This is a genomic window from Gardnerella sp. c11Ua_71, assembly GCF_055818025.1.
Map to the genome: position 1 here is coordinate 1 of NZ_JARFVR010000001.1, position 26,703 is coordinate 26,703.

General features: G+C 42.8%; 46 protein-coding genes. 6 read left to right on the plus strand and 40 right to left on the minus strand.

Annotation, left to right across the window (positions count from 1 at the left end):
* The 33 genes from P0106_RS00005 to P0106_RS00165 all read right to left on the minus strand — a co-directional run.
* Positions 1-1,346 (minus strand): hypothetical protein (locus tag P0106_RS00005; RefSeq protein WP_473730267.1); only part of this gene is annotated, 1,346 nt, incomplete at its 3' end.
* Positions 1,339-1,497, minus strand: coding sequence for a hypothetical protein (locus tag P0106_RS00010; RefSeq protein WP_473730268.1), 159 nt, complete (start codon positions 1,495-1,497; stop codon positions 1,339-1,341). The genes P0106_RS00010 and P0106_RS00005, both read right to left, overlap by 8 nt.
* A complete protein-coding gene (locus P0106_RS00015; RefSeq protein WP_473730269.1) occupies positions 1,497-1,691 on the minus strand; it encodes a hypothetical protein in 195 nt (64 codons plus the stop codon). The genes P0106_RS00010 and P0106_RS00015 overlap by 1 nt, the downstream gene beginning before the upstream one ends.
* Positions 1,692-1,693: 2 nt before the next feature.
* On the minus strand, positions 1,694-3,940 hold the full coding sequence (locus P0106_RS00020) for a phage tail spike protein (RefSeq protein ID WP_473730270.1): 2,247 nt from the start codon (positions 3,938-3,940) through the stop codon (positions 1,694-1,696).
* Between the two features lie 10 nt (positions 3,941-3,950).
* Positions 3,951-4,700 (minus strand): phage distal tail protein, encoded by a 750-nt coding sequence (locus P0106_RS00025; RefSeq protein ID WP_473730271.1) that lies wholly within the window; start codon positions 4,698-4,700, stop codon positions 3,951-3,953.
* A gap of 15 nt (positions 4,701-4,715) precedes the next feature.
* A complete protein-coding gene (locus P0106_RS00030; protein WP_473730272.1) occupies positions 4,716-7,337 on the minus strand; it encodes a tape measure protein in 2,622 nt (873 codons plus the stop codon).
* Positions 7,337-7,723, minus strand: coding sequence for a DUF5361 domain-containing protein (locus P0106_RS00035; RefSeq protein WP_473730273.1), 387 nt, complete (start codon positions 7,721-7,723; stop codon positions 7,337-7,339). The genes P0106_RS00030 and P0106_RS00035 overlap by 1 nt, the downstream gene beginning before the upstream one ends.
* Before the next feature lie 2 nt (positions 7,724-7,725).
* Positions 7,726-8,043, minus strand: a complete 318-nt coding sequence (locus tag P0106_RS00040) for a hypothetical protein (RefSeq protein ID WP_473730274.1) — start codon at positions 8,041-8,043, stop codon at positions 7,726-7,728.
* Positions 8,044-8,150: 107 nt separating this feature from the next.
* Positions 8,151-8,744 carry a phage tail tube protein gene (locus P0106_RS00045; protein ID WP_415702306.1) on the minus strand — a complete coding sequence of 198 codons (594 nt, stop codon included), beginning with the start codon at positions 8,742-8,744 and terminating at the stop codon, positions 8,151-8,153.
* An 11-nt stretch (positions 8,745-8,755) separates the two neighbouring features.
* A complete protein-coding gene (locus P0106_RS00050) occupies positions 8,756-9,121 on the minus strand; it encodes a hypothetical protein (RefSeq protein WP_016809869.1) in 366 nt (121 codons plus the stop codon).
* Positions 9,118-9,414: a hypothetical protein gene (locus tag P0106_RS00055; protein WP_020758134.1), complete on the minus strand. Its 297-nt coding sequence runs from the start codon at positions 9,412-9,414 to the stop codon at positions 9,118-9,120. The genes P0106_RS00050 and P0106_RS00055 overlap by 4 nt, the downstream gene beginning before the upstream one ends.
* Before the next feature lies 1 nt (position 9,415).
* Positions 9,416-9,766: a hypothetical protein gene (locus tag P0106_RS00060; RefSeq protein WP_473730275.1), complete on the minus strand. Its 351-nt coding sequence runs from the start codon at positions 9,764-9,766 to the stop codon at positions 9,416-9,418.
* Positions 9,756-10,142 (minus strand): hypothetical protein, encoded by a 387-nt coding sequence (locus tag P0106_RS00065; RefSeq protein ID WP_473730276.1) that lies wholly within the window; start codon positions 10,140-10,142, stop codon positions 9,756-9,758. The genes P0106_RS00060 and P0106_RS00065 overlap by 11 nt, the downstream gene beginning before the upstream one ends.
* A 15-nt stretch (positions 10,143-10,157) precedes the next feature.
* Positions 10,158-11,072 (minus strand): phage major capsid protein, encoded by a 915-nt coding sequence (locus P0106_RS00070; RefSeq protein ID WP_473730277.1) that lies wholly within the window; start codon positions 11,070-11,072, stop codon positions 10,158-10,160.
* Positions 11,073-11,104: 32 nt separating this feature from the next.
* On the minus strand, positions 11,105-11,566 hold the full coding sequence (locus tag P0106_RS00075) for a hypothetical protein (protein ID WP_473730278.1): 462 nt from the start codon (positions 11,564-11,566) through the stop codon (positions 11,105-11,107).
* A gap of 90 nt (positions 11,567-11,656) precedes the next feature.
* Positions 11,657-11,902 (minus strand): hypothetical protein, encoded by a 246-nt coding sequence (locus P0106_RS00080; protein WP_473730279.1) that lies wholly within the window; start codon positions 11,900-11,902, stop codon positions 11,657-11,659.
* A 66-nt stretch (positions 11,903-11,968) separates the two neighbouring features.
* Entirely contained in the window at positions 11,969-12,256 is a 288-nt protein-coding gene (locus tag P0106_RS00085) for a hypothetical protein (protein ID WP_473730280.1), read from the minus strand.
* On the minus strand, positions 12,256-13,371 hold the full coding sequence (locus P0106_RS00090; RefSeq protein WP_473730281.1) for a VG15 protein: 1,116 nt from the start codon (positions 13,369-13,371) through the stop codon (positions 12,256-12,258). Before P0106_RS00090 ends, P0106_RS00085 begins: the two co-directional genes overlap by 1 nt.
* Positions 13,271-14,764, minus strand: coding sequence for a phage portal protein (locus tag P0106_RS00095; protein WP_473730282.1), 1,494 nt, complete (start codon positions 14,762-14,764; stop codon positions 13,271-13,273). Before P0106_RS00095 ends, P0106_RS00090 begins: the two co-directional genes overlap by 101 nt.
* Positions 14,761-16,197, minus strand: a complete 1,437-nt coding sequence (locus tag P0106_RS00100; protein WP_473730283.1) for a phage terminase large subunit — start codon at positions 16,195-16,197, stop codon at positions 14,761-14,763. The genes P0106_RS00095 and P0106_RS00100 overlap by 4 nt, the downstream gene beginning before the upstream one ends.
* Positions 16,166-16,609 (minus strand): hypothetical protein, encoded by a 444-nt coding sequence (locus tag P0106_RS00105; RefSeq protein WP_116285979.1) that lies wholly within the window; start codon positions 16,607-16,609, stop codon positions 16,166-16,168. The genes P0106_RS00100 and P0106_RS00105 overlap by 32 nt, the downstream gene beginning before the upstream one ends.
* A 183-nt stretch (positions 16,610-16,792) precedes the next feature.
* The gene (locus tag P0106_RS00110; RefSeq protein ID WP_016797643.1) at positions 16,793-17,161 is read right to left on the minus strand and encodes an HNH endonuclease; all 369 of its coding nucleotides are present in this window, start codon (positions 17,159-17,161) and stop codon (positions 16,793-16,795) included.
* Between the two features lie 196 nt (positions 17,162-17,357).
* Positions 17,358-17,507, minus strand: coding sequence for a hypothetical protein (locus P0106_RS00115; RefSeq protein WP_016797641.1), 150 nt, complete (start codon positions 17,505-17,507; stop codon positions 17,358-17,360).
* A 181-nt stretch (positions 17,508-17,688) separates the two neighbouring features.
* The gene (locus P0106_RS00120; protein ID WP_473730284.1) at positions 17,689-18,390 is read right to left on the minus strand and encodes a hypothetical protein; all 702 of its coding nucleotides are present in this window, start codon (positions 18,388-18,390) and stop codon (positions 17,689-17,691) included.
* On the minus strand, positions 18,387-18,680 hold the full coding sequence (locus P0106_RS00125) for a hypothetical protein (RefSeq protein ID WP_004575040.1): 294 nt from the start codon (positions 18,678-18,680) through the stop codon (positions 18,387-18,389). The genes P0106_RS00120 and P0106_RS00125 overlap by 4 nt, the downstream gene beginning before the upstream one ends.
* A 119-nt stretch (positions 18,681-18,799) precedes the next feature.
* A complete protein-coding gene (locus P0106_RS00130; protein ID WP_016797637.1) occupies positions 18,800-18,937 on the minus strand; it encodes a hypothetical protein in 138 nt (45 codons plus the stop codon).
* A 225-nt stretch (positions 18,938-19,162) separates the two neighbouring features.
* Positions 19,163-19,507 (minus strand): hypothetical protein, encoded by a 345-nt coding sequence (locus P0106_RS00135; RefSeq protein ID WP_004137943.1) that lies wholly within the window; start codon positions 19,505-19,507, stop codon positions 19,163-19,165.
* A 13-nt stretch (positions 19,508-19,520) separates the two neighbouring features.
* Entirely contained in the window at positions 19,521-20,075 is a 555-nt protein-coding gene (locus tag P0106_RS00140) for a hypothetical protein (protein ID WP_473730285.1), read from the minus strand.
* Between the two features lie 49 nt (positions 20,076-20,124).
* Positions 20,125-20,607, minus strand: a complete 483-nt coding sequence (ssb, locus tag P0106_RS00145; RefSeq protein WP_473730286.1) for a single-stranded DNA-binding protein — start codon at positions 20,605-20,607, stop codon at positions 20,125-20,127.
* 9 nt (positions 20,608-20,616) lie between these two features.
* Positions 20,617-20,838 (minus strand): DivIVA domain-containing protein, encoded by a 222-nt coding sequence (locus P0106_RS00150; RefSeq protein ID WP_410314266.1) that lies wholly within the window; start codon positions 20,836-20,838, stop codon positions 20,617-20,619.
* A gap of 1 nt (position 20,839) precedes the next feature.
* Positions 20,840-21,040: a hypothetical protein gene (locus P0106_RS00155; RefSeq protein WP_016797627.1), complete on the minus strand. Its 201-nt coding sequence runs from the start codon at positions 21,038-21,040 to the stop codon at positions 20,840-20,842.
* Between the two features lie 13 nt (positions 21,041-21,053).
* Positions 21,054-21,233 (minus strand): hypothetical protein, encoded by a 180-nt coding sequence (locus P0106_RS00160; protein WP_473730287.1) that lies wholly within the window; start codon positions 21,231-21,233, stop codon positions 21,054-21,056.
* Entirely contained in the window at positions 21,230-21,430 is a 201-nt protein-coding gene (locus tag P0106_RS00165) for a hypothetical protein (RefSeq protein WP_473730288.1), read from the minus strand. Before P0106_RS00165 ends, P0106_RS00160 begins: the two co-directional genes overlap by 4 nt.
* Positions 21,431-21,503: 73 nt before the next feature.
* Between P0106_RS00165 and P0106_RS00170 the strand changes: the two genes are divergently transcribed.
* A complete protein-coding gene (locus P0106_RS00170) occupies positions 21,504-21,680 on the plus strand; it encodes a hypothetical protein (RefSeq protein ID WP_165845959.1) in 177 nt (58 codons plus the stop codon).
* Here the strand turns inward: P0106_RS00170 and P0106_RS00175 are convergent.
* The 7 genes from P0106_RS00175 to P0106_RS00205 are packed head-to-tail and all read right to left on the minus strand — an operon-like array spanning position 21,677 to position 23,503.
* Positions 21,677-21,895: a hypothetical protein gene (locus P0106_RS00175; protein ID WP_076002991.1), complete on the minus strand. Its 219-nt coding sequence runs from the start codon at positions 21,893-21,895 to the stop codon at positions 21,677-21,679. The genes P0106_RS00170 and P0106_RS00175 overlap by 4 nt on opposite strands.
* The gene (locus P0106_RS00180) at positions 21,892-22,098 is read right to left on the minus strand and encodes a hypothetical protein (RefSeq protein WP_473730289.1); all 207 of its coding nucleotides are present in this window, start codon (positions 22,096-22,098) and stop codon (positions 21,892-21,894) included. Before P0106_RS00180 ends, P0106_RS00175 begins: the two co-directional genes overlap by 4 nt.
* A complete protein-coding gene (locus P0106_RS00185; RefSeq protein WP_473730290.1) occupies positions 22,098-22,454 on the minus strand; it encodes a hypothetical protein in 357 nt (118 codons plus the stop codon). The genes P0106_RS00180 and P0106_RS00185 overlap by 1 nt, the downstream gene beginning before the upstream one ends.
* Before the next feature lie 45 nt (positions 22,455-22,499).
* A complete protein-coding gene (locus tag P0106_RS00190; RefSeq protein ID WP_473730291.1) occupies positions 22,500-22,688 on the minus strand; it encodes a hypothetical protein in 189 nt (62 codons plus the stop codon).
* A gap of 46 nt (positions 22,689-22,734) precedes the next feature.
* Positions 22,735-22,911 (minus strand): hypothetical protein, encoded by a 177-nt coding sequence (locus P0106_RS00195; protein ID WP_464397744.1) that lies wholly within the window; start codon positions 22,909-22,911, stop codon positions 22,735-22,737.
* A 5-nt stretch (positions 22,912-22,916) separates the two neighbouring features.
* Positions 22,917-23,249: a hypothetical protein gene (locus tag P0106_RS00200; protein WP_473730292.1), complete on the minus strand. Its 333-nt coding sequence runs from the start codon at positions 23,247-23,249 to the stop codon at positions 22,917-22,919.
* Positions 23,243-23,503, minus strand: coding sequence for a helix-turn-helix domain-containing protein (locus P0106_RS00205; protein ID WP_473730293.1), 261 nt, complete (start codon positions 23,501-23,503; stop codon positions 23,243-23,245). Before P0106_RS00205 ends, P0106_RS00200 begins: the two co-directional genes overlap by 7 nt.
* Positions 23,504-23,599: 96 nt before the next feature.
* Here P0106_RS00205 and P0106_RS00210 point away from each other — a divergent pair, with 96 nt between their 5' ends.
* The 5 genes from P0106_RS00210 to P0106_RS00230 all read left to right on the plus strand — a co-directional run bounded on the left by P0106_RS00210 (position 23,600) and on the right by P0106_RS00230 (position 26,668).
* Complete coding sequence (locus P0106_RS00210; RefSeq protein ID WP_473730294.1) at positions 23,600-24,124, plus strand: helix-turn-helix domain-containing protein; 525 nt, start codon at positions 23,600-23,602, stop codon at positions 24,122-24,124.
* A gap of 20 nt (positions 24,125-24,144) precedes the next feature.
* Positions 24,145-25,146 carry a 3'-5' exonuclease gene (locus P0106_RS00215; RefSeq protein ID WP_473730295.1) on the plus strand — a complete coding sequence of 334 codons (1,002 nt, stop codon included), beginning with the start codon at positions 24,145-24,147 and terminating at the stop codon, positions 25,144-25,146.
* 82 nt (positions 25,147-25,228) lie between these two features.
* On the plus strand, positions 25,229-25,381 hold the full coding sequence (locus tag P0106_RS00220) for a hypothetical protein (RefSeq protein WP_473730296.1): 153 nt from the start codon (positions 25,229-25,231) through the stop codon (positions 25,379-25,381).
* 38 nt (positions 25,382-25,419) lie between these two features.
* Complete coding sequence (locus P0106_RS00225; RefSeq protein ID WP_473730297.1) at positions 25,420-25,809, plus strand: ImmA/IrrE family metallo-endopeptidase; 390 nt, start codon at positions 25,420-25,422, stop codon at positions 25,807-25,809.
* Between the two features lie 154 nt (positions 25,810-25,963).
* The gene (locus tag P0106_RS00230; protein ID WP_473730298.1) at positions 25,964-26,668 is read left to right on the plus strand and encodes a DUF3800 domain-containing protein; all 705 of its coding nucleotides are present in this window, start codon (positions 25,964-25,966) and stop codon (positions 26,666-26,668) included.
* The last annotated feature ends 35 nt before the right edge of the window (positions 26,669-26,703 follow it).

A 26,703-nucleotide genomic window follows, 5' to 3' on the forward strand; every position in this document is an offset into this window, starting at 1 on the left:
CGCTCAACAGCCTTCAAACGTGTTTCAGACTCTTGCAAGGCTTGTGTAACCTTGCCAGCCGCCTCAGTAGCTGCTTGCGCCGCACCATTCGCCGTGCTAGTAGCATTATTAGCCTTGCCAGCCGCCTCTCCAGCCGCCGCCGCTTGAGCGTTAGCCGTACGAGTAGCTTCGAGTGCAGCCTCTTTAGTCTGCTTAAGCTCTTCAACAGCGCCAACAACTTTAGCGGCTGTTTCGCCAGCCGTCTTGACTTGGTCAAGAACACTTTGAGCTTGAGCCACAGCCGTAGCAGACTCTTGAGCCGTGTGGAGCGCATTGTTCGCTGCTTCTACCGCTTGTTCGCTAGTCTGCTTTGCTTGAGCCACTTCGCCAGACACGTTCCTATAGGCTTGTGCTGCCTCATCGCACTTTTGAGCACTAGACGACGCGCTAAAGCCAGCACGCTGAGCCTTAACGACTTCTTCCTTCAATGCTGCTAAATCAGTCTCGGTTTGCTTGTTAGCAGTCTCTGTTTTCTCACGCACTGAGTCCGCTTGTTGTGCCGCGCTATTTGCACGCTCAACAGCTTGCTGAACCTTACTAGCCGCATCATTCGTCGCGTCCTGCACAGTTTGTTTCATGCTACTTACAGCAGCATCAGCGCGCGCCGCCGCCTGGTCAGCAGACTGCTTGCTAGAATCACACTTTTGCGCCGCCTGGTCAGCCTTGGTCTTCGCTTCTGTTGCCTCTTGTGCCGCCTCATTGGCTTTGTTCGCTGCCTCTTGTGCCGCTGTTCGTATAGAATCCGCTTTAGATGCCGCCTCGTTGGCGTTAGCTACAGCGCTCTGAGCATTCTTCGCAACAGTCTCGCTCTGCTCAATAACGCTCGTAAGCTTTCCACTAAGCGCATTCGCCTCGCTAGTCGCATCAGCACATTTCTGCGCCGCCTCCTGCAAAGCCTGCCTATAAGATACGCCTTCAGGCGAGCCAGCGTCATAAACGGCGCGCTCAACAATAGCCGTAAAGCTTTTAGAACACACGATAGAGCTGCCGCGCTTAACCTCAAAACCAAGCGTCACGGCGCCAGTCATGCGACACGCGTCACGAGGCACAACACACTCGTAGACCACTCCTTCAGGAGACTGTTTACGATCCATTTTCACTCGGCCACCAAGCAAGACACCAGGCTGCTGATTATAAGCTAGCCATACTTCCACATTCTCATCATCAACAGGCACGCCGTCATTGCAAGGCTGCACGCAAACCGTGCGACCATTCTCATCGCCGCCATTCAAACGAACATCAGGAATAAAAGAGTTCGCATAGTCAAGCTGAATGATAGAACGCGTAACGCTAGTAAAATCACTCATGAGCAGCCTCCTTATTAGTAGATGCCGCCTCAAGCTCCTCCACTCTTGCAGAAAGCACTTTCGTGCGAGCCTGCAAGCGCGCATTATCCAAACTCAGATTTGCAATCATCAACTGCAAATTCGTCACAGTGATAGTATTCTCATCTTCCATTATTCATTCTCCTTGCTTGTAGTGTTTTTATTATCTTTTCCATCAATGCCTAACGCGCTCATAATCAAATCGAGCTTTTCAAGTATTTGATTCGACGGACTATTAGATAAGTCAAGCTTCACAGGTGGAGGCGCAAAACTACCCTCTGGCATCTCAAGCATCGGTGGAATCATATCACTATCATCTTTTATCATTTTCACCTCCAGTTATCATCAATGACAAAGCCATGACCAAAGCCAAAGCGAACAGGCTGATAATCCGTGACTTGACCGTTGTATATGGCTCTCGGCAAATAGAATTGCTGGACAGCCATATTTAATCCGCCGCCAGAAACACAACAAGAACTATCAATAACAGCGTTCGTAAGACTTCGACCCGTAAGCGATAGGTTACCCCAAATCGTGAAACCAGCCGAGCGTCCGCCGCTGCCGTCAACAGCAGCATTATTATCAAGCAGCATACGCAGCCTGCCATCACTCCACCAGCCAAGGCAAGTATCATAAGAGTCAGCTTCAAACGCGAGCATGCGCGCGCCAGAGTAGTCACGCCGCCAGCCAATATGACCCAGTGCACCACCGTAATCGTCCGTAAAATACATGCCGCGACTGTTTAGCTTCAGCGCGCCGTTATAAATAGCATTATCCGTAATAGTCATTCCACCAATCTCACCACGAGACACGTGAATAGTAGAATTTGTTAAATCCCACCAGTTAGAGTTTGCGTAATCTTGGATACGACCAGCACGAATCAAATTCGCGTCCAAATTACCAGTCTTAATCATGTCCGCACTAAGATAGCCAGTACGCATATAAGACGCGTTTAAATAAACATGTCCGCCACTCAAGTAGATGCCCTGTGTCTCGCCATTGTTGGTGAGTTTGTTGAAAATCGACTCCTGAGTCAAAGACTCATTCATCTTCGAAATCACACCATCAGCACTATCGTCAACAATCTGCTTAACAGTTTTGCCGCCAATCCTAGCTGTTGATTGCAAGCTGAACTCACCAGTGTCGAGATTCCAAAAATTCCTGCCAACAGCATCACTCAAAATGCCAGTATAAATACGGTCTGCAAAGAGTCCGTGGCCGTCGCAAACTTTTTTCCAATCCCAGTCGCCATTAGACTTTTTAGAATCCGCTATGCGCCAAAAACCGCCACCAATCTGGGTCACGGTAGTAGGATCCTTGTCTTTACCCTTGTCGTATACAAACAAGCCAGCATTAGGTGTTAGATAAGTATATCCGCCGCGAGCATTAAGTACCGTGTTTACATGTTCGATAAGGTCACGAACATACAAGCCGTTACCCTCAGCAACCGCATTCCACTCATCAGACTGAGCAATAAGAGCATCAAGCTTCTGCTCTTGAGCACGGCGCTTTTGCGTATAAGATTCGTGAATGTTGCCGAGCGTAATGCGAGTCGCGTCAACAGAATCAAGTAAATCTTCCTCAATTTTTAGCACGCGCCCTTCAACGCGAATAGGCGGCGTAAACGTAGTATCAACAATCTGCACGGAGTCGCCAACACTCACGCCATGCGCATCAAACCCAGCACGACCAAGATTCACCACGTCCGCTTCGTAAGCCACTTGAGGTTTCGACACTTGTATCAATCGCGCCTTAGCAAGTCTTAAAAGCTCATTACGGTCATCGCAATCATCAAAAACCGCGTCACCTTCGAGCACACCCCAATACTTTTGCGCTTCAACATTATCAAGATACGCTTTACCGCCGTTTACTTCCTTAAGCCCAATGCGCCTAGAGTAACCTCCAGTAGTGTTCCCGTCATCGTCTGTTTTTTCTTCGCCTTTGCCCCAAGCGTAAAGGCGCGTTATAACCTGCTCAGCCATAAGAGTGCGCTTAACGCTCTTTAGATCGCATCCGTACTCGAATCGTCTTTCAGCATTCTTATTACCGCGCTGCTCCAGCAAATTCACAGTTCGAGCCGTAACTTTGCCATTCTCAACGGTTATGTTGGTTTCGATTTCAAGACCGTATGCTTTTGCAATATCTTGTAAAGATTTTAGAACGCTTTGATGGTAGAAGTTTAGATCAGTGTAATGGCGTATTGTGCCGTTATCTACAGTGCCAACATTCCATCGTGTACCCTCTAACGCTACTTTCGCGCGCTCTGGTGCGGTTGTTTTTCTCCCTCGTTTGTCTAGTATGTATACGCTTCCGAGTTCTGCGATAGAGTTCACGCAGTATGCAGTAGTGACTGGCTTGCCTTCATCGCGTTGTGTTTCCACACTTTGCACAATATACTCATGCCATAAGCCTTTGCCGTCTAAGTAAAGCAAGCGGTCATTTTTCTCTACATCACCGTCAAGCGTTGTAATGTCAAGCGTGTCTGTGCCGTCTACTGCGCATGTGCTTACCGCTTTAATGATAGATGTAATATCTGGCTTTAATATGCCGTTGTAGCTTACGTGAGCAAATCGCATTGATGCTCCTTTACATTAAAGTTAATGGTGTTACTTCGAGTGTTCCGCTGCAGCCTGTACACGTGATCGTGTTTGCTCCTGGTAGCAGCGTGAAGTAGTCGGAATCGATTGTTGGAAGAATGATATTGTTGTTGATCCTGCAATTTCTGCTTTGCGGACTTGTATCTACGGACAATACGCCATTCATGTGTGAGCCTGTGCTAAAAGTAAGAGTTTTGCCATCTTGCCTAGCTATTGACGCGGCGTCTATGTCAAGGGAGAGCGAGAATTGCGGCCACACTGGACTACTCCCTGGTATTGCCACGTGGTTTTCGCCTTCATGCAGCCTGAATATATGCTTTTTGCCATAAACGTATGGATCTGCATCGAGTGATAGTTCTAGCAGTAGTGCACAGTGGAATGAATCTTGCCAGTTTCGTATTATTTTCCAGTTTGATACACTCCATCGTCCGCGATATTCTCCGTTTGAGTCGCTTGTTTGCAGGCTTCCTTGCTTTCCGTGAATTTCTTTGGCGATATGCTCAAAAAGAGCGTTTACTGTAGCTAAATCTCCTAAAGCGTAGAGGCTTAAGGTGATTGCGCGTTTTTGTAGGAATGCTGCGTGCGTATCGTCTTCTACTGTTGTGTCTAGTACGCCGTTAAGCCCAGGAACAGTAATGCTGGAAGTAGTTGTTTTTGGCGATTCTATGCTGATTCCCTTTTTTTCGAGATTCAGCCCCCATTCGTCGAGTGGGATTTTGTTGATTCTACATTCCAGCATTATTGTTCCCTTCTTTTATCTTCCTAGTGTTGCCATTTTGTTTAGCTCATTGTTCATTGGCTTTGCAAGTATTCCAGCCATAACTTCGCCGCCGCGACCGTTCAGTTTCAGCGCTACGCCTTGGCTCATTACTCCATCGAACGCGTCGTATAGATCCTGCTTCGTTAAGCCTGTTCTTGATGCGTCGACTTCATAATTTGCTGCAACTTTTGCTATCTGGTTTTGTTGAGCGTTCCAGCCTCCATCAGGCGGCATAACAGTAGTCCTTAAGCGGATAGCGTTCGCGTCATTAAACCAATTCCCAGATTGCTTGGTGAATCCTGCAACTTGTTTTTGCACGCCTTGCCATGAATCGCCAAGCCCTTTACTGAAACCTTGCATGATGGCATTACCGGCAGGAATGAGCAGCTTCTTATCGTAAGAGATTGGCCCCTTATGTTTAGCAATCCACGAGCCAATCCCACCGACAAAATTGCAAACTCCGTCCCATGCAGCTCTTAAGCCTTTGAGCAAACCGTTAAGGATTGCCTTGCCAGCATTCCACAACCATTGACCAGCGCCACTGAAGAATCCAAGGATTCTATCCTTCAAACCAGTAACAAAGCGGAACACGGCATCAATACCAGCCTTTGCACCGTTTTTTATGCCGTTCCAAATGTTAGTAAAGAACGAGCTAATACCATTCCAGGTGCTATTCCAAATGTTGCTAATAAATCTCAAGCCATCGCTAAAAAGATTTTGCATTCCTCTCCAAACTCCGCTGAAGAATGAACTAATAGCATTCCAAACTCCTGAAAAAATATCTTGTATGCCTTGCCAGCATTTACCCCAGTCACCAGTGAAAACTCCAGAAAGGAATTCACATAAGCCTTTGAACACTTGTATTACGCCTTTTACGATATCTCCAATTGTGCTAAAAACGGGGCCAAGCGTATCTCCTAGCACTTGCACCAATCCTCCGAATGCATCTTTTAGAGCATCTGTTGCTGGCTGTAGCTCTTTGCATAAGTCTAAGAATGCGTTCCATGCATCCTGCAAAGGCGGCAATATTGTTTGCGTGAAATTATTAAAACTATCACATAACGATTGCCACATTTCGCGCCCTTGCTCTGTTTGAGTAAAGAAGTATGCAAGAGCAGCTACAACTGCGCCAATTGCTATTACTATTAATCCAAGCGGATTCATTGCCATAACAGCGTTAAATACAGTCTGTGCAACTGTTGCTATAACTACAGCTGCTTTATAAGCTGCCCAAGCTGCTATAACTGGCATTATTGCAGGTGCAAGAGCTTTAACTACTTGCAAAACGCCATTAAGCACATCGCATATAAATTTAATAGCTGCAGCAAGAGCTTCAGGAGGAAATAGTGCATTCCACATTCCTCCAGCAATGCTGAATACCTCTTTGAAAATGTCGCACAATGATTGCCATATTGCTTTAAATGATTCAAATACTCCAACGTTTTGCATTGCTGCAAAGAGTTTCCCAAACCAGTCAATAGCTCCACTAATGGCTGCTGATAATGGTGCTTGCATCGAGTTAGTGAGGTCACTAATTGCGTCTGCAATTGCGCTCATTGCTTGAGTTGTTGGCCCTTTGATTGAGTCAAAGATTACCATTCCAGCTTTTACAACAGACGCTTGCAGATTTCCCCAAGCACCTTCAATTGTTACTGTACTTTGTGCAGCTTTTACGGCAACATCGTTGAACCCTAGATCAAGCAATGCTTTATTGAAGGCTTCGCTGCTAATCTTGCCTTGGCGCATTGCATCTGCAAAATTGCCAGTGTATACACCGTTTTTCTTAAGTTGCTCCTGAATTTTGCCAGATGCGCCTGGTATTGCCTGTGAGAGCTGCCTCCAGTTATCTGCTGTGAGTTTTCCAGCGCCAGCAGTCTGAGTAAGTACCAATGCGACGGACTTAAATGTTTCTTTGTTGCCGCCTGCGATTGCGTTCAAGTTGCCAGCTGCTTCAGCGAGCTTGTCGTATCCTTTTACTCCATTTGATGCAAGCTGTGCTGTAGTTGAGCGTATATCTTCAAGATCATACACAGTTTTATCTGCGTACGTTTGTGTTGATTTGGTAAGCTCTTTAATCTGCTTATTGCTTACTCCTGCAAATTGTAAGGTTGCGCCAAACTTTTGCGCAGAGTCAGATGCGCTCATGATTTCGCTAGTAATACCGCCAAAAGCACCAATAATTTTACTTGTAACAGATTGCGCTATGCCGCTAATCATGCCCATTTTTAAGCCAAAACCTTTAGCAAACCCATTACCTGCGTTTTCACCGCTTTTTTGCGCATGAGATGCCATAGAGTTGAGTGCTTGCTGGATTTTACCGCCTATCCCTGCTGCTTTTTGCGAAAAAGTGCTTGCGTAACCTGTGCCTGCTTGTGAGCCTTTTTGTATAACAGTAGAGTTGGCTGATGTTAGTTTTTGGGCAATATTGCTTCCGATTTTGCTAATGTTTTGATTGAATCCAACTGCATATTTTTTGCCAGATTCAGAACCTTTTTGAGAAACACTATTGTTGGCATTGTTGAAAGCATCACAAATAGCCTTACCTACGCCTTTTGTAGATGGCACTATTTCTACGAAAGCGCGCGCAATGTTAATACCGGTATCACCTCTTGCCATTATTTGCCTCTTTCTCTATCTATCCCAAGCAAAGCGTAAAATTCTTCACTGCTTTCCGCATGACCTGTTTTGATTGTGGTGCTGTTACCGTTTGTTTTCGAGCCAGGCCGCTTAATCGTATTGCTGAACTTTTTGCCTTTGCTTGCGTCTTTTGTTTTGCAAAATGCTAGAAAAGCTGTATTGTCTGCAATATTTGCAAGCAATTGTCGCGTTGTATCCCATTGTGCTTGTGGGTTGATTTTTCCCCAAATAAGTGCACAGTCTGGCAAATTTGCTGCCAAGTCAGCCATTCGCCTAACGCGTATACTTTCGCCTGTTTCATCTAAGTTAAGCCCGTAGAATCTTTGAATGTCCGCGCGTAAGGTATCTGGCGCGATGTGTAGCATTTCTACGAGCGTGAGGAGTTTGGGGAGACTCTACGCAAGTATTCAGATACGAAAGAGGATACTTCTTCCATAGTGATTCGTCCTGTTTCCTTATTTCGTAAAGCGTTTTTAACTTGCTTATACTTTTCTCCAAAAAGTCGTTTAAGTAATGGAATAAGTGCGAAAGCGTTAGGTTCTGTATCGTCTGCTGGGTTTAATTGTGAAAGAAGCTCCAATGTTTCCAGGTCGTCTAGCACTTGTGGGTCGACTGTAAGTTCTACGCCTTTGATGGATACAAGAATTGGCTCATCGTTAGGTACAATTTTCTTTTCTTGTGTCATATTTAGTCCTTTTTAGGAGTGTGTAAGAGGGTGAAAGTTCCTTTCGTTTTTGTTAAGAGCTGCTCACGCAAGTGAAAGGAATAAAAGCCCTACGTGAGCAAGATTCATCAACTGTGATTAGACTCTGAAGATGCGCCACTAACTGGCTGCGACGCTCCCAAATCTGCAAAGTAATTGTATGAATTATTGCCTTGCTTATCTGGGAAGGTAGAGAATGTTACGCTGTATGTAATGGCATCTCCGGCATGATATTGAACATCATCAGAATCCGTAAGAATTGCATCGGGGAATACTTTGCGTTGCTTTTTGTTCATACCTTCTAAGAGAAGCTCTGCAACAATGCTTATATGCTCAGCCTGTGGCATTCCTGTAGTGTAAGAAGTTACATCTTCTCCATTAGCTATGACGCGATTGCTTCCGTATCGAGTTCTAAGCACTGTAGCTGTTGTTTCTAGCATCGTGAACTGAACTTTTTCTGAATAAGAAGCGATAAATGACGCTGCTGTTTTCCCATCCATATCATCGATGTCTGTAGTGTCCATGTCGGTGCTGGTGGTAATTCCGTCTTTGTTCAAGTCTGCTACATTCTTAAAAGCATCGTCAAGCTTGTCTGTAGCATTTGTAGGCAACGGCGTGCCTGCTGGCGCTACGAAAAGTACTCCGCCTGGGAATTGTTTTGTTATAGCAATTTTTTTAACCATAAAAATCTCCTTTATAAAGGTGTGTTAATTCTGAAATTCACCATGAAACGGTGATGATATGGGGTGTCTGGGTCTGGGTAGATTGTGACTGTATCGATGATCACGCTTGCAACGTTTTCTGCATGCTCTGGCATTGCCATAAGTGTGAATGCAAGAGCATCTGCAGCTTCTGCGGCTTTTATTTGGCTTGGTGCATAAATTGATGCAGAAAGAGCGTAAATTCTTTTTCTGTCGCTTATACTTGTGCCATTTTTTTCCACCGTTATGAAGCTACTTGAGCTTGTTGCATTTTGTGGCACAAGCCCTGACGCTTCAAACCCGTCAATGCGTCCATCAGTGTTGAGGTAAGTGATAACTGTTTCTTCAATGGTTTTCATTTACCTGCTCCTACAGCTTTTGCTAACCAGTGATGTCGTCCTTCTGATCGCATTGTTGCCAGCCATTCTTTGGAAGGATTGCTTGCTGCTGTAACGATTGCAACGGCGCCGTGTTTAGTATCTTTTACTGGCAATGCCACATATTTCGGGTGTATTCCGCTTTTTGTGGTTGTTGCCATGGCTGTAGCATTTGATGCGATTTCTTGTGCTACTTTTGCTACTACTGTGTGCCCTGCTGTTCGTCGCAGCTGTAGGAAGCCGTCAAAGTTTAATTTAACGTTGTTTTTGCTCACATCATCCTTCCTTGTCTGTTACGTCGACTTCGAGATTCCAAGCGGTTGGACTCATACCGCCGTCTAGTGGCTCTGGGTCTCCTAACACTGAATATTCGCGCCCTCGAATCCGAATTTTTGCTCCTCGTAGGCTTTTGTAAGTCCAAGAACGAGGGAAGTAACAGATGCGTGACACTTCTATGCCGTATGGCTGCAGGTCACTATCCGCGTTTGCATTAGCAAATACTCCGCTTCCTGGAGAAACAAGCACATTTTCTACTTGCTCCTCTTTTGGTTCTGCTTCTATAGGATTGTTGAGCGCGTCAACGCCGTTGAATACTGGGAAAAGAACTGTTACTGTTTCACCTTTCATCTAAATCTCCTATAAGGTTCACGTGAAAGCCTGTTTGCGCTCCTTGCCCTCGTATTAAGCGTTTTTCAGCGCGAGTCAAATACAAGTCACCAGCTGGATTTGTAAAACTCCACGATTGTGAGAAAGCTCCCACAGTTTGTGATGTTTGCGTTACTCCAGTCATTCCGTCTCCAACGTTTTCAGCTGATGCAAGAGCGCGCCTTACTACACTGCAACAAACGAAGCAAAGTAGCCGCTTGTTGTCTGTGAGTTTTGGCGCGCTTGCTTGCATAAGAGCTGACGCATCAGATATCAGTGTTTCTACCGTTTCACGGTTTCGCGTTGAGGCTGCTGGGTAGCGCGCCTTTACGTCGTCAAACGTTGCGAACACTTCCATGCCAGCGCCTTCCTGTTAGCGAGATACCACTGCTGATCCAGCTGGTGCCTTAACAACAGCGAAACGGTCTGCGAATACGTACCATGCGTACTGAACTTCCAAGCGCAACGCAACCTGATTCTTACGCTTCAAATCGCCCTGACCGTCTGGGTCACCGAATTGGATAAGTTCCAATGGAAGATTGCGCTGAATGCCCCAATACACACCATTTGTAAAGTCACCAACAATAGCTTTAACACCACTGTCTTGCTTCATTTCAGGAAGACCATTTACAGTAGTAGACACAGCTGTCTTAATGCCCTTATACTGAGTCATTCCAGTACCAAATCCAAGTTCTGGGTACATTAAATGACCTTGCTTGTCTTTAGCTGTAGCAAGAGCGTAAGCAGCTGGTTTGGAAAGTGCTAAACCGTTTACGTCCGTCCCTTCACCGTCTGTCAAAACTAAACCAATTGCCTTTTCAATGTCTGCGTCAATGCTTGTACTAGCATCAACGGTTTTCTTTGTAGAAGTAAGGTAATTCGTCCAGTCGGTTGTTGCGCCGTTTGCTGGATTTACGCGATGAAATACGCCAAAGTCGAGTGCGCGAGCTAACGCTGTTGCGCCTTCCTCTGCGAGAGTTTGCATAATACCGATTTGGTAATCTTCGTCGGCCCACAACACTTCGTTGCTAAAGCGCATTGTTACCTGAGTCTTATGCGGCGTTACAGTTACAGATCCAAACGTTGCGTTGGTTGCGCCTTTATCTGCGCCTTCTGCAACAAATTCTGCACGTGGCTTCGAATCCAAGGTGACAAGTGTGGAATTACCAAAAAGTGTTGGTTTTGCGGCAGACAATGCTGCAACAGCAGAGCCAGAGGTTACACCTTTTACAATTCCCTTCACCAAGTGGTCAGGGAGCTTTAGGTCTTTAGATTCTAAAATTGACATAATTTTTTTACCTTCCTTACATAGGGTTTTGTTTAATCGTTAGAAAAAAGTTTGCGAACAAACGCACGAGTATCGTCTACTTTTAAGCCGTCTGGCTCATCGTTAAGGCGAATGCTGTCTGTTCGTGGTTTGGAAAACTCTTTAATTACCGCCGCGTGATCGCGTAATTCTTTTTCTGTTGAACCGCGCAATAGTGCAGCTGGTACGCCAGTTTCTTTTGCGACGAGTTGTGTGAGTTCATCGTGTTTGCGCTGTGTTTCAATAGCAGATAGTTTTTCTTTCAGCTTTGCTTCAGATTCTTCTACTGCTTTGAGTTTTTCAGCTGCTTGTTCTGAACTCTTGGCTCTGGCTTCCCATTTGCGTGCAAACCCGCGCCATTTTTCAGCTTCCGCTTTGTAATCTACTTCCTCGTTTTTTTCTTCCGTTGAAGTAGTTTCGGCATTGTTGAGTTCTTCGACCTTTTCGGTTTCTGTCTCTTGTGTTGTGTTTTCCAACTTTTCTCCTTAATAAAAAAGCCCCATGCGGGGCTGGTTAATAAAAAACCACCTTTTGCAAGGTGGCTAAAATCTGATAATTGCTATAAGTTATAGCGTAAATTCGTTAGTATCGTTTAAGTATTCTTTAAGTTCTTGTTCGAATTCTGCTTGTTTAGCACGATAGGCTTTTGCACAATTAGCACATAAGTGGTGATTGTTCCCAACACCTATCCAGCCTTTAAGTGGAGAATCCTCCCTCAAGTCAAATCCTAGTGTTGGTTCTACTTCAGGTGCACATTCGACTTTAGCTTTGCAATGGTCACAAAATAGTGCAGCTTTAGCAAGATATGTCATGTTAAATCCTTGTTGTATTGAATATGTTAAAAAATAAGGGTTACTGTGTTATGGACCAAAATTTATTTATTCATCTGGTGAATGAACTTTACGCGGGACTCCTAAATCGTCTGCTATATCGTCATAGACATCCCCGCATTCATAAGGATCTAGAAGGTTATAGGCTTCTATTAGCAATTCTTTAGGTGCGCTCTTGCGCATCCATACGTCTACTAAATAAATATCAATTGCGATTGATGGTTCACCTGCTCTAATAGCGCTATTGGCTGCTTCTTTAGAGTGTTTGTCCATATTGGGTTCAGCATAGGGACGAAGTTTCTCAGCCATGTCATAACAAATTTTCATCATGTTCATCAGCTTTTCACACCTCTCTTATCTTCTACGTCATGATATGCAGTAATGACACGCCATCCACGTTTCTTTTTTGTTAGAACTACTTTTATTTTAACACCATATCTTGTAGCACTAATATAGCGATGCTTCCTAAAAGATTCGATTACATCTTCGCTTGGGTTAGTTATTACAGACATAACCATTTTCTGTATTTGCCTTGAATCCCAATTATCAGGGAATTTTGTTTTTCCAGGATTGCTAGACCAAGCTGCATGACCACCCTTGCCGTCTGCATCTCCTTCCATAATGTGTTTCCATACGTGGTCGCTAATATGCTTTACATTTGTTGGATAATTTTTGGGATATTTTACTACCCGTCCATCGGAGCAAAGTCCGCGCGTCTTTCGTAACTGCGCAACAACTTCTTGCCATGTTGGCTCAACAACTTCGTTAGCATCTTTACCATGTTTGCGAGCTTCCGCTTTGTTTTTCTCCCAAACTATTTTTTTAGCTTTATCCCATTCGTCGCTAAGAGCGTCAGGATTGTAGCCTCGAATTTTGTTTGGATTTGCATCCCACTCAGGGCAAGCTACACAATCGCAATGATCATGCATTTTATGAGCTGTTTTTTCAGACTTGTACACAAACCCACGGCCTGCGAGCATTGTGCAGAAAGCGCATGTTTTGCCTTGTGGCACTAATGCATAGCGTGGTTTTTTGGGGTCTCGTTTGCAATTTTCAGCGATTGTTGCGCGTCCTGGTATTTTAACCCATCTATCCATGGCGTCGACGATTGCTTCATCAAACTTGTTTCTATTTGAAAGTATATGATCGTGAATTTCTTCAACGATTGCTTTCTTGGAATAAGTTTGTGCGAGTGATGCTTCAAAACCGTCGTCAACGTCAGGCAATGCGTCCGCACGAACTTCTTCATACCATTTCGCAGCCGCCATAGCAATTTGTTCGCTATATTGTGATGCTACTGCTGGAATCAGTTCGTCTATGAGAGCAATGCGAGCAGCTTCTGTTGATGCACTAGCTATTTTCTGTAGTACTTCCTGTGCTGCTTGTTGCGCTGAGTCGCTTATCTTCTTGTTGGCTGCTGCTAGACGATTCGTATCCTCCCTTGTTACCAATTGTCGTCTCCTTGCCTAGCAAATTGTTAAGTGAATCAAGCGCACGCGTCTTTCGTGCTTCGCTGAGTAGGGCCCTGCTTTCTGCATCGCTGAACCCTAATTGTCGCCATGCGATTTCGTTCATTGCGTACGATGGACATGTTGCTGCAACTTTATTGAAGAAGTCGCCTCTAGCTCCCATGCTTACTTCTTGCGTTGGTTTCCATGCAACTTGTGCCGCATAAACATCTGGAGGAATTGTTGTCATTCCGTCATTTTGTAAGCAAACTGCAATGCCGAGCGCTTTGATGATTGATTGGCTAAAAATCAGGTTTTGCCTATCTGCTTCGCGCGTTAATTTGCGTTCTGCTACGCTCATTGCTTCAGCACTTTCTGGGTTTGATGTTGTAATGCCGAGGTCGCATGCTGGCAAACCTGTTTCGCTAGATACCATGAGTGCAATCGTTTTCAGCATCTCCGAGTGTGGAGTCATGCTTGCTTGCGTAATCTGTTGCAAGGTTGGAGTGTCTCCGTCCTCGTCTTTCGTTACACCGTTGATTGCACTAATGTAGTTACTCCATTGTGCTTTTTGTGCATCTTCAGAAAGACCTAAGAACCATAACTTTGGAATACTGTAGAACTCTGCAGTTGCTTCCATTCTTACGAAGGTTCTAATTGCCATATCCGTATAGCTCATAAGCGGTCTTGTGATTCTGCTTCGTCCGAATGGTCTGTCGAGCTGTGGATCGTAGCAAATTGGTACTACGCATACGCCTTGATAGGACTGTTTAGCAAGTGTTGCTTTCCATGCGCCTTCAACTTTTTTAACTTCGTATGAGTACCCTTTGAGCCAGAATCTTACTTCGTTGACTTCGTTTTTCTCATTTGTTCCTGTAATGGTCATTGCAGCTTTTACTTCTTGGTGGCCCATATCCCATAATGCGGAACTATTGAGCGCGCTTCTAGGTGTGATTCTTACTGCTCCACCTGCATCAACGTCCTTATATATTGCCAAGAAGCTGCATGAATGTTTGTATGCGCTTATGATGGCTTGTGGCAAAATCACGCTGAACTGGTTTGCTTCTGCGATTGCGCGCATGTTGTGTACATCGTCACCGTTGATTTGTAACCCATCGTAAACGCTTAGGTCAGCTAATGCTCTTACTGCTTTCGCGCTCCATCCAACGACTGCTTTAACTCTACGAGCTACATCTTCTGGAATGGAAATGTTTAGATTTTTAACTGTTTCGTCTGCGTTAAAGTATTTTGTTCGTTTTTGGTTACTTTCATAATGTTGTTGCCATGTGTCGTAAAGCCTTTTAATGGTTGGCATGTCTTTTTCGTCTACGCCATCAATTTTGCTACCGAATGACAACAGTTGCGAGCTTGTGTTCTCAAAATCTTGTAACGTCATACTAATAGCCTCTGCTTTCTTCCAGGATGTCGTTTGCTCACGAATGCTGCGTGTAATGCCATTGTGCAAGACACGAGTGGTGTGGTATCTACGTCATCGTCTAACTTTCCCCAGGCAAAAAGTCCGCTTTTGCCAAGAGGTCTTGTTGATGCGCCTTTTACTGCTGCTGCGAGTGCTGGCTGATCTTCATCTGGCAGATGCGTAAGTTTTCCAGCTGCTAGCATGTCCATGAATCTTCCGCATGCTTGCCCTACGTCTCGCATGGTTAGCGATATTGTTGGGATGTGTGCGTCTGCGAAATCTTGTAAGAGTATGCCTGTTGCGCTTCCTGCGTCTATTCCGACTCCTAACATGTTGCGTTTTCGTGCTGCTAGGAAGTCGATGAGCCAGTCTGTGCCTTCTGTGAGTGGATGTGATTCTAAAAATTCAATATGTGCGTATCCGTCGGGATATTTCATGCATGCAGACAATGTTAAGCGGTCCCGCGATGGTGGGATTTCTACTCCGTATGCTTTAACGCCGCCTTCTATACGATTGCTTATTGTTGCTGCTTGCCATTGCTTGTCGCTGATTGCGGATGTTGCTAATGCGAGTTCGTCCCATACTCCAAGAGCTTCGCGCCTGAATGAGTCTTCGGAAAATTGTCTGCGTAAGCGTAAAATTGCTAGTTCGCTTGTTCTTGATGGATAAGACGGATTTGCTTTGGCCCATTCTTCTCTATCATCTAAGTTGCAATTTCTGTCTGCACTAAATTCTAGATATATTCCATCTCTATCTGATCCTTTTAATAATGCTGTGCGCTTATCTCTAAATACTTCTCCAGGGTCGCATGGTCTCGGCGGCGTACCCATATAGAAAGCTAATGGGTTTGAAGCTGTATTTAATGTTGGCAATGCATTGTCAAGTGCTCTATTTGTTAAAATTTGAGCTTCGTCGAAAACTATAACGGAAACTTCATGTAGCCCTCGAAAGCCTCTCTCGCGAGACCCGAATAAGATTCGTGATTCGTTTGTAAATTCAATCGCTTGTTGACCGTTTGCTTTGCGTATTTCTTTTACAAATCTTGCTATTCCTCTGTTGTTTTCTATCAGTTCTTTCATGTCGCGAAATGTTTCATCGCTTGTTCTTGAGTGATGTGCTGTCCAAACAGCAATAGTTTTCTCGTGCATTAAACATAAAAAGACTACAATCATTCCGATCGTATACGTTTTTCCAACTTGGCGCGGCAAGCTCATTACTACGCCAGATACTCCTGCAGCAAATTTGCCATTACTGCGTTTGCCTAATATGTACATGCCTAATTCAGACTGCCACGAGTCAAAGGTTACGCCGTATCGTAATGCTTTCTTTTGCAATGCTGGGAATTCTGATGCAACTATTCCATCTGGGTATATAAAATGCCTAGCTTTGGTCTGGAGTAAAGACTGCGTCAAAAGTTACCTCCGAATCCATATTTTCGTCGTCTTCTTTTTCGTCATCAACTACGCCTGCTAGCTTTTCTGTTATTTCTATGTATTGTTTTGCCATGCTTGCCAATGCGCTTGGCGGCGTATCTGGACTTATAAGCGCTGCATGTAAAATGTCGCGCGCGAATCTTAACTCGTCTTCAAGTCTGCTGTCACACATTCTGTCGAATGCGTCTTTTGTTAATTCGTCTGTTGGTATTGTCGTTTTTATTGGTTTTGATTCGCCTGGAATCTCAAAAAGTACTTCTTGTCTTTTTGATTTTGTTGTTTTTGGGTTCTTTTTTCGGTGTGCATCGACTCTACATTTCTCGCTACAGTACATTGGAGCGCGTCCGCGGCCCGTTGTTTTGAAAAAACGACCACAATTTTTGCATTTCATGGCTATTTTTGCTCCTTTTTGTAGTGAAAAATCACCGTGTAACGATTTGGCTGTAACGTAATGGCTATTTAGTGGGGGGATTTTAGCCCTTTGTGCGGCTTGGTTTCCTTTAGAAAGTCGTGGGGTTACTCCCCCTGTCGAAATGCTCTAAGGTTGAAACGTTTTGTGTTGCGTTACTCGTGTTTACCAATTTGAGTGTCTGTTTTTCTGATTGTATGCGTCGCAACATGCTTCAGGCGCTACACCTGTGTCTAATCCGTGTTCTTTCTCGTATATTCTTGCTTGCGCCCAAGCTGCAGTGTGTGCTTTCTTAAGCTGATTGCATTGCCTGTGTGTAAGTCGAACGTTATTCCAGTCTGTTGGGCTTCCACCTCTACTCACTGGAACTATCTCATCTACTTCAGGACTCAATGGGTCTGGAGTCTTAATAGTTTTATCTACTGGCTTGCCGCACAAGTAGCAAGTGTCATAGTAAGCAAGCACTCGTTTGCGCATTGCTTTGCGCCTACTCCCATACTTACTACGGGGGTTACTCTTTGGTTTCTGTGGCATATGATGTATTTAATATAAGACTAATAAAAGCGAAAGGAGGTGATATTTGTGTCTATTAAAATAAAAGTTGATTCAAATGCGTTGAACCAACTAGCCGATGAAGCTATGAGCCAATTTGTTGAACAATCTAAAGGTATATGCATTGTATGTGAAAAACCAATTGAACCTGTAGATTGTCCTTCTAATAATGTTGTCGCTATTCATCCTCAGTGTGCATCTGAGCTTGAGTAGTGTTCTTATCTTGTTCGTTTGCGTATTCGTCTATCCAATCTGCGAAAGCGTGAGCGAACTTTTTTATTTCTGTTAAATCAGGAGTAATAGTAAGTGTAATTGTTGGTTGGTTCATAATTACTTCCTTGTGTATGCAAAAAGCCCCGAGGTATTAACCACGAGGCTTTCTTTAACGTCTTTTATTTTCTAGCGTGGAGGGTGGTTCCTTCTTTGCGGCCACTTCACACCACAGTGTGATTATATCAAATAACTGTGAATCTTTGTCAAGTACTTTTCTTTTCGGGAGTGTTGAATGATTAAAACAATTTCTTCTTTACTATTTCTCCTATTGGCCATTTGATTCCATTTACACTTTTTGAAATATGAATTCTTCCAGTACTTGATAGTTTGCGCAAAGTAGCAGGCTTTATATCTATGCCTGTTTTCTCTCTGATAAACTCCGATGCTTGCTTGCTACTACCAACATAAGTAAGCTTTGATAATTCTTTACGCGTATTACTTAAAACTTCATTGCTATTCGTCACTGATCTACATGATTGGCAAGTAACGCATTCATTAGTGCCTTCATATCTCAATGGCCTCCTGCAAGTTGGGCATAATCCAAATGTTTTTAAGACCTTTGGATTTGTATCTGCTAGCACTTTATCTCTAATAGTTTTTAATTGCTCATAAGATATTGATGCACTTGCCAATAAAATTATTTCTTTTGCGTTATCTTTAAGTGCTTTAACTACTGTTGCAATTGGTGAAGTCTGTGCAATTGCTAAATTGTTGCTGCCGAGTTGACTTAATATTTCACGCTCTAAACTTTCCAGCTCATCAAGTTTATCAAGAGCACTCAAGTTTACTGGAACTACACTTCTGTTTACATGAGTATGATACCCCGATTGGTTACGCTTTACTTCGCAATACGCCAACATTGATAACTGCTTATTTAACGATGGAAGCGAACCAAGAAGCTTCATATATTCACGTTGCTCTTTTACAGTGTAGATCATAAGATTCCTTCCAAATGATTTATAAGATTTTCAGTATTCCAGTAGCGTATTCCATGTTTCTTAAATGGTCTCGGCATTAAACCGCTACTTATAAGTTGCTGCAATGCATGAATCCCATGTATGTCATACTTACTTAATGTTCTTAATCCGAGTGCAGTAATAATGTAACTTTCATCTACTTCTATTTTGTGTATTGAGTTAAGAATTTTGTACAAGTAAGAAAGTCTAAAAGTAAGTTTTTCTAACCTCTCTCGCTTTTTACTAATATTTTTATCTTGACTACATTTCACAATTTTCTCCTCTCGAAAATTCCCTGTACTTTCGGTGGTGAATTGCTTGAGTGGGACGACCTTGTCAAGGGGAAAATAAAAATTGAGAAAGCTTTTTCGGCTTTCTCAATCTCATTTTCTCAATGACTTTTAGGTCGTCCATACAGCGCTTTCGGCGGAGCCATGCCATCGCGTATGACGAGTGAAAAAATATCCACACGGCGGTTTGCTGTAAGGCTCTGGCTTTGCCATGTTCGCTTATCTGGTCGTCCTGTCATAAGACACCTTGCAGCATCAATTCCCGACTCTTTCCGCTCAATACCGCGGAACGCTTATGTTATCGGTAGGGAAACCGATATAGGTCTTTACAGCGGCTATTTACGCTGCCTAAGAGGCGTAAGTCTATGCCGCATTAAATTGTCCCGCATTTGGCCAATGCGAGTACTGTAGAGGAACTAGAAAAACTTTTACCTATTCCAACTGCCCCCTGCAGATTTAACGTTCTAATATGCCTTAAAAGGGTTTACGCTGATTTTTTGTTTTTGGTTAGAACTCGCTTTTTCATCTTGCTCATTTTTTGCCCAATACCCATAAAGTTCTAAAGCATACGGATATGATCTATTCGTCTTGCAACTATGTGCATATACAAGCTTGTTGTAGTTTTGTGGTTTTATTACAACTTCTTGCCTATTGGCAAAAATGGTTTTATTGAAGTACTGCGAACCTGTAAGCGCAACTGGAACTATCTCAGGTTTTGCGTACGCGCTATTAGCATAAATGCGATGCGCCTGTTCAAAATATCTCAATCTCGGATACAAAGGTTTATACTCAGAATATCTTTTTATCATTGTTTACTCCCTTTTACGCTGCTTTTTGTGGAACATATTTCACGTATACCGAGTAAGACTCATCACATTGCAGTATTCGTGCCTCAAAATGGCCTTTAATAGCTGCAAACGCCCTATATCTAGCATTTCTCACTCGTAAAGCCGTATCAGATGCTGTATGCCTTGTAAGGCCTTCTTTGAACAGTGCTACGCGATTTGGATTTGCTTTACATTTGTCAACAAAATCTTTGTAATGCAATGGATAAGCAAACTTCTCAAATGACCCTTCAGGCCAGTTTTCAAGCAACTCCTCCGAACTTGTAGAAGTATTGTTACTTTTAGATTCTGGCTTTTTCTTTTGATTAAGACTCTTTTCTTTTGCTTTCCTTGGTTTTTGCTGACCTTCAGGAGCTTTCTTTTCTTCTAGAGCCTGCTTGTAAGCTTCTTCCAATGCTTCCACGCCTATTTCTTGCATATATCGTTTAACAAGTCTCAATTCTCTAGAATCTAGCGTATTAATACCATCGCATTTTGCGATAATAACCAATTCGCACGCTTCTTTTCGCCTTGCTGCAGATAGTGGTGCCATTATTGTTCCTTTCGTAAGGTTTGTATATAGTTTTCTAAAATTCGTTAATTTAGTTATAAAATGCTGGTTCTTCGCTGTAGTAGCGATCTATATTGTTTTTTGGCGGCCATGTGTCTTGAGTAGATTCCATAGGCTGTTGTGACTGCGAAATCATTTGCTGCGCACCTTGCTGCTTTATTTGCGTAATTTGCGCGGTTGCAAATCGCATTGATGCCCCAATGTCTTCTACGCTGAGTTTGATTGAAGTATGGCGCGAGCCATCTTCGGCTTCGTACGTACTTTGTTCTAACTTCCCATATGCGATAACTCTCATGCCTTTTGTAAGGCTTTTAGCTACATGTTCTGCTAACGCTCTCCATGCTGTGCAGCGCATAAAAACGGTGCCGGCATCTTTGTATTGCGAGGTTTGTGGATCAAGCACACGAGTGGTTGTAGCAATTGTGAAATTTACTACAGTAGTGCCGTTAGGAGTAGTGCTTACCACTGGGTCTTTTGTAAGATTCCCTGCAATGTAGTATGTGTTATCGCTCATGAGCCTTCCTTATTTAGCTAGTAGTCCTGCAGTTTCAAGTTGTGCACGATATTTTGCTGCTGCTTGTACTGCTTTTATCCATTCGTTGCCGAGTATTTCAATGGTTTCTTGGACTTTTTCTAATGCTTGATCTACTTCGTATTCGTCGTACCCTTTTGGCATTCCAAAAAAGCCAGGGCACTCTGTGAATTGCATATTTTTTACATCTTGTGGCGTTAGCAAGGTAACCATTTCATTCACCTACATACTTTTCTATGCTTGTGTTTGTAATGTAAACTTTGCTGCCTGGTAAGCGTCCGTGAGGCATGTGCAAGATCCCTGCGTCTACGAGCTTCATTACGGCACGTTTGTCCATGCTTAGCTGGTCACATACTTCTTTAAGGCTCCATAGTCTTTTGTATGGAATTCTTGGTGTAAGTGCTGATGTACTCATTGTTTGTCCTTTTCTATTTTTTATCGTCTGGAATCTCAGTTGCTGCTATTACACCCGTAATCCCCATGAGTATGAGGAACAATCCGAGTGGCACGCATAAGTAAAGGCTTAAGTTGTAGAAAGCGCTAAATACAAGCGCTAGGCCGCTTATTGCTATAAGCACACCGGTGATCATTGCTATACGCTTTTTCATTGTTCTAATAGTCTTTCGTCAATTATTGATACTGAACGAATTTCAAAAACAACTGCAATAATTGTTCCTGCAATTCCCAAAATGTTTGCTCCGTTAAAGCAATAAGCCATATTCCTTATTGCAAACCAAAAGCTAATAGCAAAGCACACAAGGCTTACGAGCGTTGTTGTGTACGGATATTTTTGTACGAAGCTCATTTTGCCTCCTTTGTAAGCTGTAATTGCAGTTCTTGTAACTGCTGTATTAAAAATTGTTTTGAAAGGTTAAATTATGGATTATTCAAATCAGCTAGAAATTAAAGAAGGCATAGGCAATATAGAGTTTGGTACTAGCATTGCTGCAAACCTTCAAGATTCTGCTTCTAGCCGTGAAATTAGGGAACTTGCTAAGGCTGTGCATTTTATTGGGTTTGGCGCTCAACAAGTTGCAAAACATTTGCAAAACTAACATTTATGTTTGCTGATTATTACTGCTAGTAGAGCCACTACTAACGCGCTTATAGCAATTATTGGGGTCATTGCTTGTGCTTGTTTTTTACATGCAGTGACCTTATCTTTTGCCCACTCATCAATAACGTGGTACATAAAAATTCCTTGCTGAGCGTGTTTTAGCTCATATGTTTCTTGTGATTCTGGCACTTCTGGCTCCCCGTTCTTGCTCACTCTTCTTCCTCTTCTTGCGAATTATTGACGTCTTTTTTGTAGTTATCTGAGCACACTTGTACTTCTATAGCGCGTAATGCTTTGGCGTATTTCTTATTTGCAACGGAAAGAGCATGATGTGCTTGTTTCACTAGACATCGCGCTTCTTCTCTCTCTACAGCTGCATCGTGCAGTTCGGCAGCTAAATTTTTGACTTCGCTCATCACTCTTCCTCGCTTTCTTTTTCGCCAGAGTGGATGAGCTTGCCACTAACGAGGCAGCGAAGTCTGAAGGCTTTTTCTCCTGTTTTGCGATATTTATCTATCTGCTCGGCGTATGTTTCATAAAAATCAGCTTTCACGCGGCTGAATGCTGCACATTTAACTGAGTCTGCGCCTCTAGGAGCTTCGTCATACGCTTTTTCTGCATTCATGTAGCCAGGGAAATTCTTCTTTGTTTCCTTTATGAATGCATCAAGCCGGTTTTCCTTAACAGTAGCCTTATACGCTTTCTTGAGCATCTTCTTGAGCTTCTTGTACTCTTTGTTGCCTTTGCGCTCTTTGTCTTTTTGCTCTTCCATTTCTGTTCCTTTCTTCGAAGTCTTATTCTTTAACTCTTCAAATTCCTAATTCTTTGCGTTAGTTGCTGGAGTTAAGTCAATGTGCAGTTTTGCGCATTTTGCTTTAATGGCTTCGTTTTTGCGTTTATCTTCTTTGTAGTCTTTGTAATGCGTGTATATCATGAAGATTTCTGCAACTGTCACGAGTAAATTCGCGCATAGGCTGCATATTTGCATCGGGCTGATTTGTAGCATTGACTTATTCCTTTCGTATCGAGGAGGGGGAGGGATATTTAGCGCTTTATAAGATTTCTCTAATAGGAATACGCCGTTTTAAGCACTCTTCCGTCCCTACTTCTACAAGTCTTGTGTACTCATCTATTTCCTTGCCATCTAACTGCACAAGGCGAATCCACGCATAAAAAAGAATTATTTCTATTAGCATTAGTGCTATTAAAATGCAGCTTATTGCGCTCATCCCTCTCACCTCCTTATTTCGTTGAGTAGTTGCGTTTCTGCGTCTTTACTGGCGTGATGTGTTTCGCTGACTTTGCAGAGTAGTTCTGCATTGTCTTCGTTGAATTTGTCTTGTTGCTTATTAAGTTCTTGTAGCGCGTCGTGATATTTTTGTTGCGCGTCTCTGACTGCTTGTTCTGCTTTCTTTATTGCTTGGCACTTGTCTCGCGCTTCTTTGACTTTGTTGAGTGCGTTTTCTTCTTGATCGAGTGCATTGCGGTATTCGGCTATGAGTTCCAAGACTTTGGTTGTGTTCACGCCGCAGTCTGTGTTGAGCGCGCGGTTTATTCCGTCTAACATGGTTGACTCTTTTCTTTGCCTGCAAGTGCAGATTGCTTATGCTTGAAAAAGTCTTCGATGCTATACTTTGTTACTTTTGATAACCTTAAAAGTTCTGACACGTCAAAAGGCGATGTATTGGCAGACGTAAGCCTGCGTGTAAGCGTAGTGCGTGGAATTCCAGTTTTCTCAGCGGTTTCTGAGAGCGTTAATCCAGATTCTTCCAACGCATACTTTACATTATTTGCGACTGTTTCTGCAGTAATTGTGACCATATCTTGCATAGTAGTGACCAATTGGGCTACTGTCAATCTCGACACACCGACCGAGTGGGCATTTTTTATTTTATATACGTGCTGTATGATGACCATATGGACATAAACGAAGCAATGGCAAAATCAATCTCAGCAGAAAGAGCTGCTGCTGGATTGACCATTAAAGAATTGGCAGAAAAATCGACAATCAACGAAAGAACATTGTTGAGACTGCTGAAAAATGAAAGAAATATAAATGTACGCCATGTAGCGCTACTTGCTGAAGTTTTTGACTTAAAACCGCACGAACTTGTTAAACAGGCTGAAATTTATATGCAAAGAGAGCTGCGTAAGAAAATGGAGCAGCAAGAGCCAGAGCCGTCTGCGACTGTAGATTCTTCTGTTTCGGATTCTTCCGCATCGAATGCGTCTTCTGCGCCTACAAGTGCCGACTCTGGTTCTGCACAGTCCGCATCGAATGCGTCTTCTAGCTCTGATGCGTCTTCCGTGCCTCCGAGTGCTGCGGACGATGATTACATAAGCCACATTGCTGACCTGATTGCCGCTGATCCTTCTCAGTTTGCTCTTATGGCTCATACCGACCCTAACAAATTCCTCGAATCCACCACACCTCGTGACTAAGAGAAAATAGGAGAGCAACAATGGTAAGTTACAAGAAATCTGCCAGCAAACTCTTTGGAGTGCATACTTTTACTATTGAGCCAGATAAAGCTGTAAGTGACGCTACTCTGTCTGGCACTCGTAAGTACACTAAATGCTCTGTTATTTCTATACCTCAGCCAAATAATCGTAAGCCTAAATTGGCGATAATGAGTCAAAAAGGTATAAAACTGCTAGAGGTTGGCCCTAGAAATTACGGGAAATATGCAATGCTTGAGCCTTTAGTCGGGTGTGCTAATGTTTCGCTTTCTTGGTGTGAAAAATATTCGCAATTTGGTGACGGCAATTCGTACTTGGACTGCAAATTGTGTGTAGATTCTAAAAATAATTCAGCGAAAATAACTATCCCTCGAATTGTTCTTGATACCGAAACCACTGGTCTTGATCCTATAAAAGATGAAATTATTCAGCTTTCTATAATTGATGGCAATGGCGATACTCTATTGAACGAGTATTACAAGCCAAAAAAGGTCACCGAATGGCCAGAAGCGCAAAGAGTCAATGGGATTAGCCCGGAAGATGTAGCCAATAAAAAGCACATTGTTGAAGATTTTGACAAAATACAGGCAATTCTTGATGCTGCTGGAGAAGTGTGTGCGTTTAACGCAGAATATGATTTGGCTTTTCTTGGTGAATTGGGATTTTATTTGGATGAAAGCAAAGTGACTGACACTATGCGACAATACGGTAAAATCTTCTATGGTAAACAATTTATCAAGCTCACAGTAGCAGCAGCTGAGTGTGATTATTACTATAATGCTCATGATTCGTTAGCTGATTGCAAGGCTACACTTGTTGTTCAAAATCGCGTGGATGAATATCTTCATGTAAATTCTAAAAATAATGCAAATGAAAAACAAAATAATAATGCTTATGAAGAAGAACAAAACGTCAATATTTATAAAGAAGAGTTACCAAGTGAGCATGTTTCCACGAACCAATTTGTAAGCAAAGGGCAACACCGTGCTAAAAAAACAAACTAAAAAAGTTTTAACATCTAAGAATTATAATTTTAGAAGCTTTGTGAGGGCTCTAATCACACTAGTGTGGACTGTAATTACAATAATGTGTACTCTAATTACACTAGGACTTATTGTTGATTCTCCGAAAGACCCTACAATGCTCATTGGTGCTGCTTTTACGGGCACGGTAAGTGTAGTCTGCTATAAAAAAGTAAAAAAACTTAAGCAGAATAAATCTTCTGAATCTAGTAATTAACATAACCTGCATTAAGACGTTTTCGGTTGGGGTACATTATGCTTCGCTTTGATTCGCTTTATGATGAAGCCGCGCGTCTTGGTGTGCGAGTGGAAGAGCGCCGCCTTTCTGGCAGTGTGTGCGGCTACTATTACGATGCTTGTAGACTGATTCTTCTTGATGAGCATTTGGCTGATCATCAGCGTTTGTGTACGTTGTGCCATGAGCTGGTTCATGCTGAGTATCGTGATGTTGCTTGTGGGCTTGATTCGCGTTTTGAGACTCGCACAAGGCGCATAACTGCTTCTAGGCTTATTAGCGATGTTGATTACAAGCTTGCTGAATCAATGTATGGCACTGATGTTTGGCTTCTTTCTGAGGCTCTTGGTGTTACTTGTGATGTTATCCAGGACTATCGCTCTTTCTTGTCTTCTCCCGTTCCTGTGTGATGTCTTACCTATCGTATAGATTTTTTTACACAGGCATTTATTGCGCTGTATACGTGGGTAACTGAATTAACGTTTAAGCGGCGTGTTCCGTCGTCAGTCCCACGGCTAGAAAAGGCCGCGTTTGCGGCTTTTTCTATAGTTAGAGGATTACTATATGAATATTTTTGTGTATGCGGATGAATCTGGGGTGTTTGATTATAAGCACAATAAAGTGTTTGTTTTTGGCGGTCTTATATTTTTAGATAAAGATGAAAAAGATTCTGCACAGCGTTTGTATATTGCAGCTGAGAAAGTTCAGCGCGATAATGGTGCTGCTAGCGGGCATTCCGAAATGAAGGCAATTTATCTTAACAATAAACAAAAGTATTCCATGTTCCGTTCTATGAATCATTATCATCGTTTTGGCGTCGTTGTAGAGCAAGAATATGTTATTAAGAATATTTTTAATAATAAGAAAACTAAACAACGATACTTAGATTATGCTTTTAAGATTGCTGTTAAATCTGAGTTGCAGAAAATGCTTGATAATAATGAAATATGCAAAAATTCCATAGAGAACATATATGTTTTTATGGACGAACATACTACTGCAACAAACGGTAGATATGAATTGCGTGAAGCATTAGAGAATGAATTTAAGAATGGAACGTATAACATGACTTGGGAAAAACATTTTCCGCCATTGTTTCCTGGCATGAAGTCAGTTGATTTGAAATTAAAAGATTCAAAACAAGATGCACTTATTAGAGCAGCTGATATTGTAGCTAATAGGTTATATTGGGCTGCATCAAATAAAAATTATAATCAAGTAAAAAATTCTATTGATTTTATTTTTCTACCTAGGCAACACGAATGCTAAAAGTATTTAACAATAACAACCAAAAGGCGTTGAAA